Here is a 15805-nt window from a genome sequence, read left to right on the forward strand (position 1 = left end):
AAACAAACAGCCAACTACACGCTTTTTATTTTATATTCTTGGAGGATCGTACCATTAGAGGCGGCAAGAAAGGGCAACAAACAGCTCAAAAAAATCGTATCAACGAAGATATTACAGCTAAAGAAGTTCGTTTAATTGGCATCGACGGCGAGCAAGCTGGCATCGTGTCATTAAAAGAGGCGCAAGCTATCGCTGATGATGCGGGTGTAGATCTTGTAGAAATCAGTCCTAATGCTGAGCCACCTGTTTGTAAGGTTATGGACTACGGTAAGTTCATCTTTGAAAAAAGCAAAGAACTAAAAGAACAAAAGAAAAAGCAAAAGCAAATCCAGGTTAAAGAAATCAAATTCCGTCCAGGTACGGATGAAGGTGACTACCAGGTTAAGCTACGCAACTTACGCAAGTTCTTAGAAGCGGGTGATAAAGCTAAAATCACTATCCGTTTCCGTGGTCGTGAAATGGCTCACCAAGAAATTGGTATCGAATTATTAAACCGTGTTAAAGCCGATTTAGAAGATGTTTCACAAGTTGAATCATTCCCAAATCGTGTTGAAGGTCGCCAGATGGTTATGATGATGGCACCTATTGCTAAAAAGCAATAAACAGGGTATATTACGCACCGATTTTATTTCAGGTCTGCAAGTGACAGTTTACTGTTCACCTGAAATAACCGGTTATAAGTAAGGTTGCACTGCTTTTGTAGTGAGCCTTCACCGGATTATGGCAGTAAGTTAGGCCTTAAAAAGTAGAGCTATTTTTATATCTCTCGCCTGCTTGCTAATTTTTAAGCAATACATTTGGAGTTATTGCAATGGCTTACAAGCTAAAAACTCACAGAGGCGCGGCTAAGCGTTTCAAGAAAACTGCTTCTGGCGGTTTCAAGCGTAAACAAGCGCATCTTCGTCACATTCTGACTAAGAAAACTTCTAAGCGTAAATTACACTTACGTCCTAAGATGATGGTTCATAAGAATGACCATGGTCTAGTTTCACGTATGTTACCATTCGCTTAATAGGAGTCTTCAGAAATGGCAAGAGTTAAACGCGGTGTTATCGCACGTGCACGTCACAAAAAAGTTTTAAAGCAAGCTAAAGGTTACTACGGAGCACGTTCACGTGTTTACCGCGTAGCTTTCCAGGCAGTTACTAAAGCGGGTCAATACGCTTACCGTGACCGTCGCGCTAAGAAACGTACTTTCCGTCAACTTTGGATTGCACGTATCAATGCAGCAGCTCGTCAAAACGGTCTTTCATACAGCCGTTTTATCAATGGTCTTAAAAAGACTTCTGTAGAAATCGATCGTAAGATCCTTGCAGATATCGCTGTTTATGACCAAGTTGCATTCGCAGCGCTTGTTGCAAAAGCAAAAGAAGGCCTAGCGGCTTAATTTCGCTTTTCATAAAGTTTAAAAAGGAGCCTAGTGCTCCTTTTTTTGATCTTAATTAATATTCATAACTAACAACGATTTTGCATAGCGTATGTCGTTTGCTCCATTTTTTTGTTGAATCACCGCAGTTTACGCAATCCATTCAGATTAGTTGTTATAATTTCCCCAATATAGAATAAGTACCGCACTTGAGAGTGATATGTTTGCGAGTTTAGTGTTTTTATCTGCTGCAGTAACTTTAGACAGCCACTTACCCCCATTATTGCCATGGCAAGGCGATAGTGTGTCTTTAATGCAAGAAAAAGGACCTTTAACCACAGATTTTGAATTAAGCGAAGGCACTTTATCGCCTGATTATGCCGACACTATGGCGTTTGTAGATCGCCTAGTTGCAGCAAACCCAACACAATTCAAAGTAACGACTATTGCGACAAGCAGTGCGGGTCGTGCGGTTAAGATGTTAGTGGCGAATGAGCAAGGTTTGTTTGATGCCAAACAACTTGTTGCTGATACAAAACCAACCATCTTTATTCAAGCAGGCATTCACAGTGGTGAAATTGATGGCAAAGACGCCATGTTTATGTTGCTACGCGATATTGCAACAGGTAAACGCCGCGATATTCTGAGCAAAGTCAATATTCTGTTTATTCCTATTTTAAACGTTGATGGTCACGAGCGTAGTAGCCAATACAACCGAATTAATCAGCGTGATCCGATAGAAATGGGCTTTAGAACGAATGGTCTAAATTTAAATTTAAATCGTGATTACACTAAGCTTGATACACCTGAAGTACGAGGTGTGATGCAGGTTATTAATCAATTTAAGCCAGACTTATACGTGGATGTCCATGTAACCGATGGCGCTGATTACCAATATGATGTTACCTACGGTTATAACCCGGTTTTTTCGAGTGAATCACCAAGTGTGTCACAAGCGTTAGATAATCTATTTAAACCTGTTATTGATGCCAAACTCGAAAAAGCAGGGCATATTCCTGGTCCACTGGTTTTCGTAATGGACAAACGCGAATTTAAAAAAGGTTTAGCGGGTTGGGTGGCAACACCACGTTTTTCAAATGGCTGGGGTGATTTACGTTCATTACCGACCATCTTAGTTGAGAACCACTCTTTAAAACCTTATAAGCAGCGTGTATTAGGTACTTATGTATTTATTGATGGTGCCATTGACGCCTTAGCTGCAAACGATAAAGCCCTTAATGAAGCGGTTCAAAAAGAGCTCGATTTCAAACCGACACAATTAGTTGTTGAACGTGGTTATGCAAAAGAGCCAGATACCATCGAATTTAAAGGGATCGCCTATTCAAGAACTGAAAGCGCATTGTCTGGGCAAGCTGAAGTTAAATATTTAGGTGAAGTTAAAAACTATGACGCTTTGCCTATTTACTGGCAGAAAGAGGTTAAAAAGACCGTTAACGTTCCTGCAGCGTTTTATATTCCGCCGGCGTACAGCCAATTGGTAAGTAAGCTTAAATTACACGGCGTAGAGGTAACGACAGTGAATGGTTTTGCTTCTGAGCCATTAACGCAAGCAAGCGTTGCTGATTATTCATTTGCAAAAGCGCCTTTTGAAGGACGTTTTCGTGTAGAGGCGACATTTGATTACAACACCGTAGAAAATGTCGATATGACCGGCTGGTACAAAGTCTCAACTGAGCAGCCATACTCAGAATTGGCTACACACTTACTACACCCAGAAGCGCCAGATTCATTCTTTGCTTGGGGCGAGTTTAATACTATTTTTCAGCGCACTGAATACGTTGAGAATTACGCTTTAATGCCGTACGCACGTCAAATGCTAAAAGAAAAACCTGCATTGGCTTTAGAGTTCGATAAAAAAATTCGTGAAGATAAAAACTTTGCTAAAGATGCTGATGCGCGCTTGCATTGGCTTTATGAGCGTACACCGTTTTATGATCAAGGCTATTTAAAATACCCAATTTTAATGGCGTTTGAGCAGTTACAAAAAGGACAATAACATGAAAGTGAAAGCTGTTCCTGTTACTGGCTTTGCGCAAAATTGCCGCATTATCATTTGTGAGCAAACGAATAAAGCGAATTTGGTTGACCCAGGTGGCGATGCAGACAAACTTCAAGCAGAACTTGCTGCTTTAAATTGCCAATTAGAGGTAATTTATTTAACACATGGTCACTTAGACCATGTCGGCGCTGCAAAGCAACTCGCAGAGCATTTTAGCGTTGATATCATTGGCCCACATTTAGATGATAAATTTTGGTTTGATGCCTTGCCAATGCAAGCGCAAATGTTTGGTTTTGCACCAATTACACCATTTTATCCAACGAAGTGGCTAAATCATGGCGATACAATCACAGTGGGTGAACTTGAATTATCTGTACGCCATTGCCCAGGGCATACGCCTGGTCATGTTGTTTTTTACCACCAAGGTTCAGAACAGCTGATAGTGGGTGACGTGATTTTCCAAGGCTCTGTTGGTCGTACTGACTTTCCAAAAGGGGATAGTGCGCAATTAATCGAATCAATTAAGTCTGAGATTTTATCATTCTCTGATGAAGTTGCTATTTTGCCAGGCCACGGTCCGAATACCACCGTAGGGCATGAGCGAAAAACAAATCCATTTATTAGTGGGCGTTTTGGTTGATATTTACTCGCAATAATGGCTAATTTTTTAATTAAGTGGATTGGTATAAAGTTGCAATTTTTTTGCACAAACAGTAGAAAATAGGCAGACTGATATTTAAATCAGTTATATAATTTAACCAGTATTTTTACAGAAAAAGAAATAAAATGTCTCTGAACCAAGTAGATCGCCAAATTTTGGCATTATTACAGCAGGATGCTAGCTTATCTACGGCAGAAATTGCCGATAAAGTTGGTTTATCTCAATCTCCATGTTGGCGTCGTATTGCTAAGCTTGAGCAAGATGGTTATATCAAAGGTAAAGTTGCTTTGCTTGACGAGAAAAAGCTTGGCTTTGATATGTTGGTTTATGCCCATGTTCGTCTATCTAACCACGGTAGAACGAACCTAGCTGAGTTTGAACGTTTAATTATGAGCTATGATGAAGTAACCGAGTGTTACAGTATGGCGGGTACCATGGACTTTATGCTTCGTATTATTTCAAAAGGTATTGAAGGTTATGAGCAGTTTGTTCGTGATAATCTACTAAACCTTGAGTTTGTTCAAGAAGTTCACTCAAACGTGACCATGACATGCGTTAAGCGTAGTACGTCTTTACCTCTTTAATCTTTTTCTACTACGTTTTATTTTTCGAAAACGGTTAGTGCTTTTAGGTACTAGCCGTTTTGTTGTTAATAATTGTTAACTTTTGCGGATTTTGCTAGAATTCTGCGCCTTGCCGAAATGCATTCACTATAAAGAGGATCTTAATGTTTAACTTACTCAGCAAAGCGCCAAGCTCTGCTAAAAACGATATTCTATCAGGCCTGACCGTTGCGTTGGCATTGGTACCAGAAGCGGTTGCGTTTGCTTTTGTTGCTAATGTTGAGCCTTTGGTTGGTTTATATGCCGCATTTATTGTTGGCTTAATTACGGCTATTTTTGGTGGTCGTCCAGGTATGATTTCTGGTGCTACCGGCGCACTAGCCGTTGTAATGGTAAGTTTAGTTTTAGATCATGGTGTAGAGTATCTATTTGCAACCGTCTTGCTAATGGGGATACTGCAAGTACTCGCAGGTATCTTCAAGCTTGGCAAGTTTATTCGCATGGTTCCGCACCCAGTAATGCTGGGCTTTGTAAATGGTCTTGCGATTGTTATTTTCTTAGCTCAACTAGGGCAATTTAAAGTACCAGACGGTATGGGCGACCAACAGTGGATGGAAGGGCAAGCACTTTATATTATGCTTGGCTTAGTAGCGTTAACTATGGCTATTATTCATTTCTTACCTAAGCTAACTACTGCTGTACCTTCATCGTTAGCTGCCATTGTAACGGTAACAGCGATTGTGATTGGTTTTGATTTAGAAGCGCGCACTGTACTTGATTTCTTAAAAGGAATGACAGGCAATGAGCAAGCAACGATTGCCGGTGGCTTGCCGGAGTTCCATATTCCTATGGTGCCATTTAATCTTGAAACATTAAAAATTATCTTCCCTTATGCTTTAGTTTTAGCGGCGATTGGCTTAATTGAATCATTATTAACACTGACCTTAATTGACGAAATTACTGAAACCCGTGGTCACAGTAACAAAGAGTGTATTGGTCAAGGTGCTGCAAACATTACCTGTGGTTTCTTCGGTGCAATGGGTGGTTGTGCGATGATTGGTCAATCTATGATCAATATTAACTCGGGCGGTCGCTCACGTTTATCTGGTATTAGTGCAGCATTAATACTGCTAGCATTCATTATTTTTGCAGCCAGCCTCATTGAGATGATCCCACTTGCTGCCTTAGTTGGCGTTATGTTCATGGTTGTACTTGGTACCTTCGAGTGGGCAAGCTTCAAGATGATGAAGCGTGTACCTAAGTCTGATGCTTTTGTTATCGTACTTGTTTCAGGTGTAACCGTAGTAACAGATCTTGCGATCGCGGTATGTGTGGGTGTGATTGTTGCGGCTTTAGTTTTTGCTTGGCAGCATGCTAAACACATTTACACAAGCAATTATATCGATGAGCAAGGCTCTAAAGTGTATGAGCTTCATGGTCCTTTATTCTTTGGTTCGGTTAAGAACTTTGCCGAGTTATTTGATGTTAAAAATGACCCAGAAGACGTGATCATTGAATTTAAACACAGCCGTGTTGCTGATCACAGTGCGATTGAAGCGATTGACAGTCTTGCAGAAAAATACGCAAAAGTGGGTAAGAAACTGCATTTACGTCATTTAAGCCCTGATTGTATTCAACTTTTACACAATGCGCGTGATTTAGTTGAAGTGAATGTGATTGAAGATCCAAATTATAAAGTGGCTTCAGATAAATTAGCTTAAAAATAAAGCAGAAAAAAAGCGAAGGCTGTTGCGGCCTTCGCTTTTTTAATGTCTGAAGAATGCGGTAAGGCTATAAAAAATTAAGATAGGCGGCAGTGCTTTGTTCTCGTGACTATCGGTATAATAAAAATAATTATGAAAGGTAATCTGATATTTTGAATTGGCAATCATTAGTTGATAATCGACAACGCTTTTTCTGGGTTTTGCAAATTGCAGGCTGGATAGGTTATGCGTTAGTTAATTATATCGGCTCAAAAGTCTTTGAAATGCGTGATATTTACGTATTTGTTATTGTATTAAACGCTTATGCAGGCTGTTTAATGACAGTACCTTTACGTTATATGTATCGTAAAGTGTGGAATGCCTCACCTTGGGTATTAATGCTTGTCGTTTTTGGTGCTTCCTATGTAACTGGCACATTATGGGCCGTTGTACAAAAATTCAATTTATGGGAAATCTACCGTCACGGTTACCGTCCAAATGAATGGTTTTATTACTTTCAACAAGGGTTAGATTCGGTTTATATCATCCTTTGTTGGAGTGGTTTGTATTTTGGTATTAAGTATTACCAGCTATTGCAAAGTGAGCGACAAAAGGCCCTAAAAGCAACCACTATGGCACACGAAGCTCAGCTGAAAATGCTGCGCTATCAACTTAATCCGCACTTTTTATTTAATACCCTAAATGCAATCTCAACCTTAATTTTGGTAAAAGAGAACAAAGATGCAAATTTAATGGTGTCAAAATTGAGTGACTTCTTACGATACACACTCAATACCGACCCAATAAAAAAGGTGCCGTTAGAGCAAGAAATTCATGCCCTCATGCTGTACTTAGAAATTGAAAAAGTACGCTTTGATGAACGTTTACAAGTTAATGTAGATGTAAGCGAGCAGGCAAAAGAAGCCTTGGTACCAAGCTTGATCCTCCAACCTATTATCGAAAACTCGATAAAGTATGCGATAGCGCAACTAAATGAAGGTGGTGTGATTGATATTAAAGCACAAGTTTTTGCAAATGAACTATTATTGGAAGTAGGCGATAATGGTCCTGGCACTGAGCTTAAAAATGGCCAACTGGTTAATTCTCAAGGCGTTGGCATAGCTAATACACAGGACCGCTTAAAAACACTTTATGAGAACAACTACTCGTTTGTTCTCTCTGACAATACGCCAAGTGGATTAAAAGTTAATCTGCGCGTTCCGTTTGAAAAGGCTGTTAAGAAATGAGCAAAATTAGAACTTTGATCGTTGACGATGAACCGCTAGCAAGAAAGGGCTTAGCTGTTCGACTTTCTGAATTTGACGATTTAGAAGTCATTCGTTTATGTAGCAATGGTCAAGAAGCAATTGATGAATGCTTATCGGGCAATATTCAATTGGTTTTCTTAGATATTCAAATGCCAAATATGAACGGTTTTGAAGTTGCAAGAGTACTCAGCGAGAGCGTTAATCCATTACCCGCTATTGTGTTTGTAACGGCTTTTGACCAGTTTGCAGTTAAAGCATTCGAGATTCATGCGTTGGATTATATTCTTAAACCAGTCGATGACAACAGACTAAAACAGGCGGTAGAAAAAGTGCATACCTATTTAAAAACGCAACAAGATAACGCCCATAAGAAAAAACTAGCGAGCTTTGTTGCAGGTATTACAGGCAATAATTGCGAAGAAATTTTAAAGAAGTTAGCAACGGGCGATAGCCTTGCTGACCGTCGTTACCCAGAATCATTAGCTGTAAAAGAGCAGGGCGAGATTGTTCGTGTGCCTGTTATTACAATTCAATGGGTTGATGCGGCTGGTGATTATATGTGCCTTCATTGCCAAGATGGGCAAACGCATATCCTTCGTAAAACAATGAAAGAGCTTGAACAAGAGCTTGATCCACAACTATTTGTGCGAGTTCATCGCAGTGCCATTGTGAATACTAAGCAAATTAGCAAACTTGTAACTCAAGTAAGTGGTGAGTATCTTTTAGTGCTAGATAACGGCCAAGAACTAAAAGTAAGCCGAAGCTATCGCGATAAAGTGAAAGCAGCTCTGGCGAGCTAATAGTTGTTCTAAGCTAAACAAGTTAAAACAAAAAAGGCGCAATAAATTGCGCCTTTTTTATTGAAAATTTGTAACAGCTTAAACTGTTACAATCTTCATAGTGTTAGTTGCACCAATCGTTTCCATTGCATCACCGTGAGTTAAAATCACAGTATCACCTGCTACTAGTGAGCCTTGCTCAACAAGAGTGTTTAATGCATCACGTACCATGCTTTCGTCTTCACACTTCGTTGAATCAAAGAATACAGGATAAACACCACGGTAAAGTGCTGTTTGGCCCAGCGTACTTGGATGACGTGATAATGAATAAATTGGTAAACCAGAGCTGATGCGTGACATCAATTTAGCTGTACTACCTGATTCAGTCAGAGTCACAATAGCTTTAACAGAATCTAAATGATTAGCTGCATACATCGCAGATAATGCAATTGATTCAGCATTTGATGAAAAACGGCTGTCTAAACGGTGCTTAGAAACGTGCGTTTCTTTTTGTGATTCAGCACCTAAACAAACGCGAGCCATAGTCGCTACGGTTTCTTCAGGGTAGTCACCAGCAGCTGTTTCAGCAGATAACATAACTGCATCAGTACCATCTAATACGGCGTTTGCTACGTCCATAACTTCTGCGCGTGTTGGCATTGGGTTATCGATCATAGATTCCATCATTTGTGTTGCAGTCACAACTGTACGGTTAAGTGAACGAGCACGGCTAATGATAAGCTTTTGTTTACCAACAAGCGCTGCATCACCAATTTCAACACCTAAGTCACCACGCGCAACCATAACTGCGTCAGATGCTAGAACGATATCGTCAATTGCTTCAACAGTTTCAACGGCTTCTGCACGTTCGATTTTTGCTAATAGTTGTGCGTTTGAGCCAGCAGCTTCTGCTAAAGAGCGAACATAACGCATGTCATCACCACTGCGTGGGAACGAAACAGCAATATAATCAACACCAATCTCAGTGGCAGTGATTAGATCTTCTTTATCTTTATCAGTGAAAGCAGGGGCTGTTAAACCACCGCCTAAACGGTTGATACCTTTGTTATTTGAAAGTACGCCACCAACAGTAACAGTTGTGTGCACTAGGTCACCGTCAACGCTATCTACTGTCAATTGAATTAAACCGTCGTTTAATAACAGTAAGTCGCCTGTTTTAACGTCGTTAGGTAGCTCTTTATAGTCGATACCTACTGCATTAACGTCGCCTTGGCCTTTTTCCATTTTCGCATCAAGGGTAAATTTTGCGCCAACTTCTAGGTTTACTTTACCGTCTTTGAAGGTTGATACACGAATTTTAGGACCTTGTAAGTCTGCAAGGATAGCAACGTGTTTGCCTAAACGCTTAGCAATGCTGCGTACCGCTTCAGCGCGGTCTTTATGATCTTGTGCTACGCCATGTGAGAAGTTCAAACGAACCACATTTGCACCTGCACGAATAATTTTTTCTAGGTTGTTATCGCGATCGGTTGCCGGTCCAAGGGTCGCAACAATTTTTGTGCGTCTTAGCATCAAATTCTCCTGTGCGCTCAAATATATTAAGCGAATTGATGGTTATCTATTAAAATGTCGTGCTATAAACCTTTAATATAGGCTTATACATAAGCACAATGTAGAACTCATAAGTAAAAAATGATTGTTTTTACTTATGAGAATCTGGCTCTTTGTATTAATTATAGAGTATACAAAGTGTGAATGACGTTATTATGACACCGGTGTCAGGTAGCGTCAATACACATACCTTTTTAAAGGGTATTATAAAAATCTGGTCCGATGCCTTGGTTATTTTGATATACTGGGGGCCAACGTCGCTTCATGATTTCGATGATTTATCTCAAGTTGGCTGTCAAGCTCGCATTTTTGGGCTGCTTGGGTATAATGCGCGCGTAATTATTTTGATTAACTAACCAATAGTTGTTACCGAGGAGGACACTAAATGCAAGTTGCATTAGTAGGGTTAGGCGTTATGGGTAAAAATCTTGCCCTCAACCTGATTGAAAAAGGGCTGACATTAGTAGCTTACGATAAAAACCCAGATGCGGGTGCCGAGTTACTAAGCTGTGCGAAAGCATTAGGTTTGGCAGACCGTTTACATATTGTGTCTGATTTAAATGATATGGTTAGACGCTTAGAGCCGCCTCGTTCGATTCTTCTTTTAGTTCCTGCTGGTGAATTGGTTGATAAAGTATGTACAGAGCTTGCAGAAGCAGGTGTTGACTGTGATGACATTATCGTAGATTGCGGCAACAGTAACTACAAAGACGGCATTAGCCGTAAACTTAAATATCAAAACAAATTTGAATTTGCCACTATGGGTATTTCTGGCGGTGCAGAAGGCGCACGTCACGGCCCTGCAATGATGGCAAGTGGTTCAGAAGGCGGCTGGGAGCGTGTTGAGCCGTGGTTTGAAAAAGTAGCGGCAAGCTACAAAGGTGAGTCGTGTTTTGCACGTGTAGGCCAATCTGCAAGTGGTCACTTTGTGAAAATGGTGCATAACGGTATTGAATATGCGCTAATGCAATTAATTGCAGAAATGTATCAATTATTACGTTTAGGTACTAATCGTTCACCAAAAGAAGTGGCTGACATTTTCAATGAATGGTCCGAAGGCACTTTAAATAGCTACTTACTGTCAATTTCAAGCCATATCTTGAGCCTTGAAACGACAGAAGGCGAGCCGCTAGTTGATTTAATCGACAATAAAGTTGGCGCGAAAGGCACGGGTTTATGGACTGCACAAAATGCCCTAGAGCTTGGTATTGCTGTGCCATCACTCGTTGCGGCTGTTCAAGCTCGTCACTTAACAAATACGTGTGATACGCATGCTGCTAAAGAAATGACTTACGCTGCTAAAGCAACTGATACCGTTGATTTAGACTTAGCAGAGCTAAAAGATGCATTCACATTGGCAAGTTTACTTGCTTATCGTCAAGGTTTAGCACTTATCAAAGGTGCGTCTCGTGCGCATCAGTGGAAAGTTGATCTTTCTAAAACGCTACAAACGTGGCGCGCTGGCTGTATCATTCGTGCTGATTACTTAGACAATGTCGCTGAAGGTGTAGAATTTATTGATTCTATGCAGCGTGAATCAGCAGCATTACGTAAAGTAACGGGTGCAGCAGTTGCATCTGGTCTTGCATTCCCAGTGTTAACTGCAACGCAAACTTACATTGCGACGTTAACAACACCAAGTAATGGCCACCTTGTGCAAGCACAACGTGACTACTTCGGTGAGCATGGTATTAAAACTCACAGTGGTGAGATTTGCCATTTAACAGACTTAGTTGAGATTGACGAAAAAGTTCGTTAATTATCAAAAAGAATAAAAAAGGCACCAATTGGTGCCTCTTTTGTATTTGCTGCATTAACGACTTAGCTCACCGCGCAGGTTGTCTTGCATCAAGTGACGAATTGTTTCTACTTCCAGCTTTTGACTAAATAAGTAGTGTAACTTGGTCAAACAGGCTTCTAATGTCATATCGTAGCCACTGATCACACCACAATTTAATAAGGCATTACCGGTTGCATAACCGCCCATATTAACTTGGCCTTTTAAGCACTGTGTTAGATTAACAATCACCATACCGCGTTTACTTGCATCATTAAGTATGTCTAAGAACGCCGGATCTTGCGGGGCATTACCCACGCCAAAACTTAATAACACAAGAGCTTTGATGTCGTCATTAACTAGACTTTTCACCACTTTCGGGCTGATCCCAGGATAAAGATAAAGCACACCAATAGGTTGTGGCGTGATATTCGATACCTGTAATTCGTTATCAACATATGGGCTAAGTTGCCCTTTAATAAGCTGAATATTAATTCCTGACAGTGCTAATGGTTCAAGGTTCGGTGATGCAAAGGCATCAAAGCCATCAGCATGGGCTTTTGTTGCACGGTTACCACGGAATAACTGGTTATTAAAAAACAGGCTTACTTCAGCAATTGGGTAATTTGCGGCTAAATACATGGCATTAAGTAAGTTTACTTGGCCATCAGAACGAAGTTGCGATAATGGAATTTGTGAGCCTGTCACAATCACAGGTTTTGTCAGGTTTTCGAACATGAAAGACAAAGCAGAAGCTGTGTATGCCATAGTATCGGTACCATGCAGAACCACAAAGCCATCATAGTCTTGGTATTTACTCTTAATATCGTCAGCAATTAATTGCCAGTGGGCAGGGGACATATCTGAAGAATCAATGAGCGGGCAATATTCGTGAATATCAAACAAAGGCATTTCATCACGATTAAACTCTGCATTATTGACCACTGTTTCGGTTAAAAAACCTTCTGCCGGAACATAGCCACGGCTCGATTTTTTCATACCGATAGTACCACCCGTATAGGCGATATATATACGTTTACGTTTCATAAAAAAAAGCCCAGTTAAAGAACTGGGCTTAGTATACCTAAAATCGCTTAGCTAAGTAACTTATTGAATTACATTACACACTAAACAACGAGCGTAAACGCCTTGTGGATCGTTGTAATCTTTTAGATTATCGATCTCACTACTTAACTGATTAATAAGGCTTTGTAAGTTAGCTTGTGTTGCGAGTACTGATTGTGATGAATCAGACTTAGCAAAGAAGCTCTTAACAGCCGCGGTGCCAAAGATATCTTGCAGCATTTGCTCTTGTGGTGTTAATGACTGTTTGATGGTCTTAACATCATAATGATTAAGCTTAGCAAGCTCAGCTGCCGCCTTAATTGCATCTTGCTTATCGCCAAGTTTATCAACTAAACCCAGTTCTTTTGCTTGAGTTGCAATCCATACACGGCCTTGGGCAATTTTATCAACTTGCTCAGGCGTCATGTTACGTGCTTCAGCCACTACATTTAAAAAGCGTTTATATGCATTTTCAACGCTCATTTGAATGATGTCTGACATTTTCTCGTCAAGTGGGCGTGCAATAGAGAAGCCAGCAAGGTCAGTTGTTGCAACACCGTCTGAGTAAATACCTAATTCAGCCATGGTATTTTCAAACGTCATGAAAGTACCAAATACACCAATTGAACCTGTAATTGTGCTAGGGGCTGCCCAAATTTCATTGGCTGCAGATGCAATCCAGTAACCACCTGATGCAGCCACTGAGCTCATTGAAGCGATAACCGGTTTACCCGCTGCCTTAAGTGCTAATACTTCAGCGCGGATAACTTCAGAAGCAAACATACTACCGCCACCTGAATCGATGCGTAGTACAACGGCTTTCACTTTGTCATCAAGACGCGCTTTACGAAGTAGGGCTGCAGTAGAGTCACCACCAATTTCGCCCGCTTTACGCTCGCCATCGACAATGGTGCCTTTAGCTACAACGACAGCTACTTTTTCAGTAATTGGGTTATCGAACTCAACAGGCGGTTTTACCAGCGATAAATACTCACGGAAGCTTACTTGCTTAAAGGTTTTACCTGTTTCTTCTGCACCGACTAACTCAATAAGTTGTTGGCGAATTTGTTGTGATGTTTTTAAAGAATCAACCCACTGATTATTTAGCGCGTATTGATCCGAGTTACCATCCACTGCTTGCATTTTTGCAAGATAAACATCCATATCTTCATCGAAATTACTTTCATCGAATGGACGGCTTGCTGCAACGTCAGTTTTGTACTCGTTCCAAAGTGCAGTTAACCAAACACTATTCGCTTCTTTTGCCGCATCTGACATATCATTACGAATGAATGGTTCAACCGCTGATTTATAAGTACCCACACGGAAAATATGTTGAGTCACTTTTAACTTTTCAAGTGCATCTTTGAAGTAAAGCGGGAACATACCGTAGCCTTCAATGCTCACACCACCATATGGGTGCATAGACACTTCATTGGCATGGGCAGCAATATAATATTGTGCTTGTGTATAGTAGTAGCCCGTTGCAATAACTTGCTTGCCTGCATCTTTAAACGCATCAATTGCTTTAGTTATTTGTTTTAGCTTATTAATGTGCGCGCTTGGCATTTTTTGTAGGTCAAGAAGCATAACAGTGATGCGATCATCTTTAGTTGCTTCGTTGATCACTTCAATGACGTCATCAAGAAGAATTTCTGATGGTGCTTCTTTACCCATAGTTGCATCGTTGATGGCTGCTTCTACAGGATCAACATAGGTTTTTTCTTCAACAATAGGGCCATTTAAGTTTAGGCGTAGCACGGTTCCGTCTGCTACTTTTACTTGGTCTTCTTCACCTGTGATGGCAACAAAGAAGAGTATTACTAGTAATAGAAATAATATGTTTAGGACCAAACGGCGGGAAAAATTAATCCCGGTCCAAATGCCTTTAAATATCTTTGCTAGCAAAATAAATCCTTAATTCAGTACAGCTTAGTAGTGAACTCATCTTAGCTTAGAATAACTTTAAAATTAACTGTTAAATAGTAACAGAGTGTTTAAAACGATAATTTGCTACCGATTAATTAGCAGTGAAAAGTTGATTATTCTAAGTTATTGCCGCAGAATCTATTTCAAATAGAGGTTCGACCAGTTAACGGGGCACACAATGTTAGAACAAAAATTACAATTACCGCATACCGAACTTCGTAATCGTTTGGTTATGGGATCAATGCATACTGGCTTAGAAGAAGGCTGGCATAACCGCAAACGCTTACGTGCATTCTACGAGGCACGTGCCAAAGGCGGCACGGGTTTAATCATTACAGGTGGCTACAGCCCAAATATTCGTGGCAAGCTATCTCCGTTCGCATCAACATTTAATTCATTTTATGATGTGATCAAACACAAAGCATATACTGATGCGGTGCATCAACATGGCGGAAAAATTTGCTTACAATTATTGCATGCAGGTCGCTATGCGTATCATCCATTCAATCAAGCGCCAAGTTCAATTCAAGCTCCTATTAATCCATATAAACCTAAAGAAATGTCGTTAGGTTCAATTAAAAAAACCATCAAAGACTTTGCTAACTCAGCAAAAATGGCTGAAAAAGCAGGTTATGACGGTGTTGAAATCATGGGTTCTGAAGGTTATTTGATTAATGAATTCATGGCTAACCACACCAATAAAAGAACAGACAACTATGGTGGTAGTCTAGAAAACCGTATGCGCTTGGCGGTAGATATTGTTAAAGCTGTACGCGCTAAAGTAAGTCAAAAGTTCATTATTGTATTTCGTTTGTCTGTGATGGATTTAATTCCTAATGGATCAACACCCGATGAAGTAAAGCAACAAGCCCTGGCACTTGAACAAGCTGGCGTTGATATCTTTAACACGGGTATTGGTTGGCACGAAGCTCGTGTACCAACCATTGCCAGTATGGTCCCAGCAGGTGCATTTAAAGAAGCATCGAAACGCTTAAAAGAAACGGTATCAGTGCCAGTGATCGCGGTTAACCGTATTAACACGCCAGAAATTGCCAATGGAATTTTAGAAGCAGGCGAGTCTGATTTAATTTCGATGGCACGT

The 15805-nt window shown here is 40.4% G+C and carries 14 protein-coding genes; 11 read left to right on the plus strand and 3 right to left on the minus strand.

Features of this window, described 5'->3' with window-relative positions:
* The first annotated feature begins 38 nt into the window (after positions 1 to 38).
* From infC to ACRWSG_RS17245, 9 genes are all read left to right on the plus strand, one after another.
* The gene (infC, locus tag ACRWSG_RS17205) at positions 39 to 602 is read left to right on the plus strand and encodes a translation initiation factor IF-3 (RefSeq protein WP_082389338.1); all 564 of its coding nucleotides are present in this window, start codon (positions 39 to 41) and stop codon (positions 600 to 602) included.
* A 209-nt stretch (positions 603 to 811) separates the two neighbouring features.
* Positions 812 to 1012 (plus strand): 50S ribosomal protein L35, encoded by a 201-nt coding sequence (gene rpmI / locus ACRWSG_RS17210; RefSeq protein ID WP_054554888.1) that lies wholly within the window; start codon positions 812 to 814, stop codon positions 1010 to 1012.
* Positions 1013 to 1027: 15 nt separating this feature from the next.
* A complete protein-coding gene (gene rplT, locus ACRWSG_RS17215) occupies positions 1028 to 1387 on the plus strand; it encodes a 50S ribosomal protein L20 (RefSeq protein WP_036968189.1) in 360 nt (119 codons plus the stop codon).
* Between the two features lie 199 nt (positions 1388 to 1586).
* A complete protein-coding gene (locus tag ACRWSG_RS17220; RefSeq protein ID WP_462166865.1) occupies positions 1587 to 3383 on the plus strand; it encodes a M14 family metallopeptidase in 1797 nt (598 codons plus the stop codon).
* Between the two features lies 1 nt (position 3384).
* The gene (locus tag ACRWSG_RS17225; protein ID WP_462166866.1) at positions 3385 to 4026 is read left to right on the plus strand and encodes an MBL fold metallo-hydrolase; all 642 of its coding nucleotides are present in this window, start codon (positions 3385 to 3387) and stop codon (positions 4024 to 4026) included.
* Positions 4027 to 4172: 146 nt separating this feature from the next.
* Positions 4173 to 4631 (plus strand): Lrp/AsnC family transcriptional regulator, encoded by a 459-nt coding sequence (locus ACRWSG_RS17230; protein ID WP_036968198.1) that lies wholly within the window; start codon positions 4173 to 4175, stop codon positions 4629 to 4631.
* A 143-nt stretch (positions 4632 to 4774) separates the two neighbouring features.
* On the plus strand, positions 4775 to 6331 hold the full coding sequence (locus ACRWSG_RS17235; RefSeq protein ID WP_462166867.1) for a SulP family inorganic anion transporter: 1557 nt from the start codon (positions 4775 to 4777) through the stop codon (positions 6329 to 6331).
* A 155-nt stretch (positions 6332 to 6486) separates the two neighbouring features.
* A complete protein-coding gene (locus ACRWSG_RS17240; protein WP_054554884.1) occupies positions 6487 to 7560 on the plus strand; it encodes a sensor histidine kinase in 1074 nt (357 codons plus the stop codon).
* Positions 7557 to 8381, plus strand: a complete 825-nt coding sequence (locus tag ACRWSG_RS17245; protein ID WP_462166869.1) for a LytR/AlgR family response regulator transcription factor — start codon at positions 7557 to 7559, stop codon at positions 8379 to 8381. The genes ACRWSG_RS17240 and ACRWSG_RS17245 overlap by 4 nt, the downstream gene beginning before the upstream one ends.
* A gap of 78 nt (positions 8382 to 8459) precedes the next feature.
* Here the strand turns inward: ACRWSG_RS17245 and pyk are convergent, their stop codons facing one another.
* Positions 8460 to 9893, minus strand: coding sequence for a pyruvate kinase (pyk, locus tag ACRWSG_RS17250; protein WP_138601084.1), 1434 nt, complete (start codon positions 9891 to 9893; stop codon positions 8460 to 8462).
* Between the two features lie 424 nt (positions 9894 to 10317).
* Between pyk and gndA the strand changes: the two genes are divergently transcribed.
* The gene (gndA, locus tag ACRWSG_RS17255; RefSeq protein ID WP_054553937.1) at positions 10318 to 11691 is read left to right on the plus strand and encodes an NADP-dependent phosphogluconate dehydrogenase; all 1374 of its coding nucleotides are present in this window, start codon (positions 10318 to 10320) and stop codon (positions 11689 to 11691) included.
* 54 nt (positions 11692 to 11745) lie between these two features.
* On the opposite strand, the gene ansA is transcribed toward gndA, so the two are convergent.
* Positions 11746 to 12756: an asparaginase gene (ansA, locus tag ACRWSG_RS17260; protein WP_054561413.1), complete on the minus strand. Its 1011-nt coding sequence runs from the start codon at positions 12754 to 12756 to the stop codon at positions 11746 to 11748.
* 60 nt (positions 12757 to 12816) lie between these two features.
* Positions 12817 to 14682, minus strand: coding sequence for a signal peptide peptidase SppA (sppA, locus tag ACRWSG_RS17265; protein WP_462166870.1), 1866 nt, complete (start codon positions 14680 to 14682; stop codon positions 12817 to 12819).
* A 199-nt stretch (positions 14683 to 14881) separates the two neighbouring features.
* Here sppA and ACRWSG_RS17270 point away from each other — a divergent pair.
* Positions 14882 to 15805: 2,4-dienoyl-CoA reductase FMN-binding domain-containing protein (locus ACRWSG_RS17270; protein ID WP_462166871.1), on the plus strand; the 924-nt coding region annotated here is incomplete at its 3' end.

The organism is Pseudoalteromonas sp. GB43, assembly GCF_054923805.1.

Coding starts and splice junctions, on each gene's coding strand:
- ACRWSG_RS17225 (WP_462166866.1), top strand. CDS start 3,385: ATGAAAGTGAAAGCTGTTCCTGTTACTGGCTTTGCGCAAAATTGCCGC.
- pyk (WP_138601084.1), bottom strand. CDS start 9,893: ATGCTAAGACGCACAAAAATTGTTGCGACCCTTGGACCGGCAACCGAT.
- ACRWSG_RS17245 (WP_462166869.1), top strand. CDS start 7,557: ATGAGCAAAATTAGAACTTTGATCGTTGACGATGAACCGCTAGCAAGA.
- rpmI (WP_054554888.1), top strand. CDS start 812: ATGGCTTACAAGCTAAAAACTCACAGAGGCGCGGCTAAGCGTTTCAAG.
- gndA (WP_054553937.1), top strand. CDS start 10,318: ATGCAAGTTGCATTAGTAGGGTTAGGCGTTATGGGTAAAAATCTTGCC.
- ACRWSG_RS17235 (WP_462166867.1), top strand. CDS start 4,775: ATGTTTAACTTACTCAGCAAAGCGCCAAGCTCTGCTAAAAACGATATT.
- ansA (WP_054561413.1), bottom strand. CDS start 12,756: ATGAAACGTAAACGTATATATATCGCCTATACGGGTGGTACTATCGGT.
- ACRWSG_RS17230 (WP_036968198.1), top strand. CDS start 4,173: ATGTCTCTGAACCAAGTAGATCGCCAAATTTTGGCATTATTACAGCAG.
- ACRWSG_RS17220 (WP_462166865.1), top strand. CDS start 1,587: ATGTTTGCGAGTTTAGTGTTTTTATCTGCTGCAGTAACTTTAGACAGC.
- rplT (WP_036968189.1), top strand. CDS start 1,028: ATGGCAAGAGTTAAACGCGGTGTTATCGCACGTGCACGTCACAAAAAA.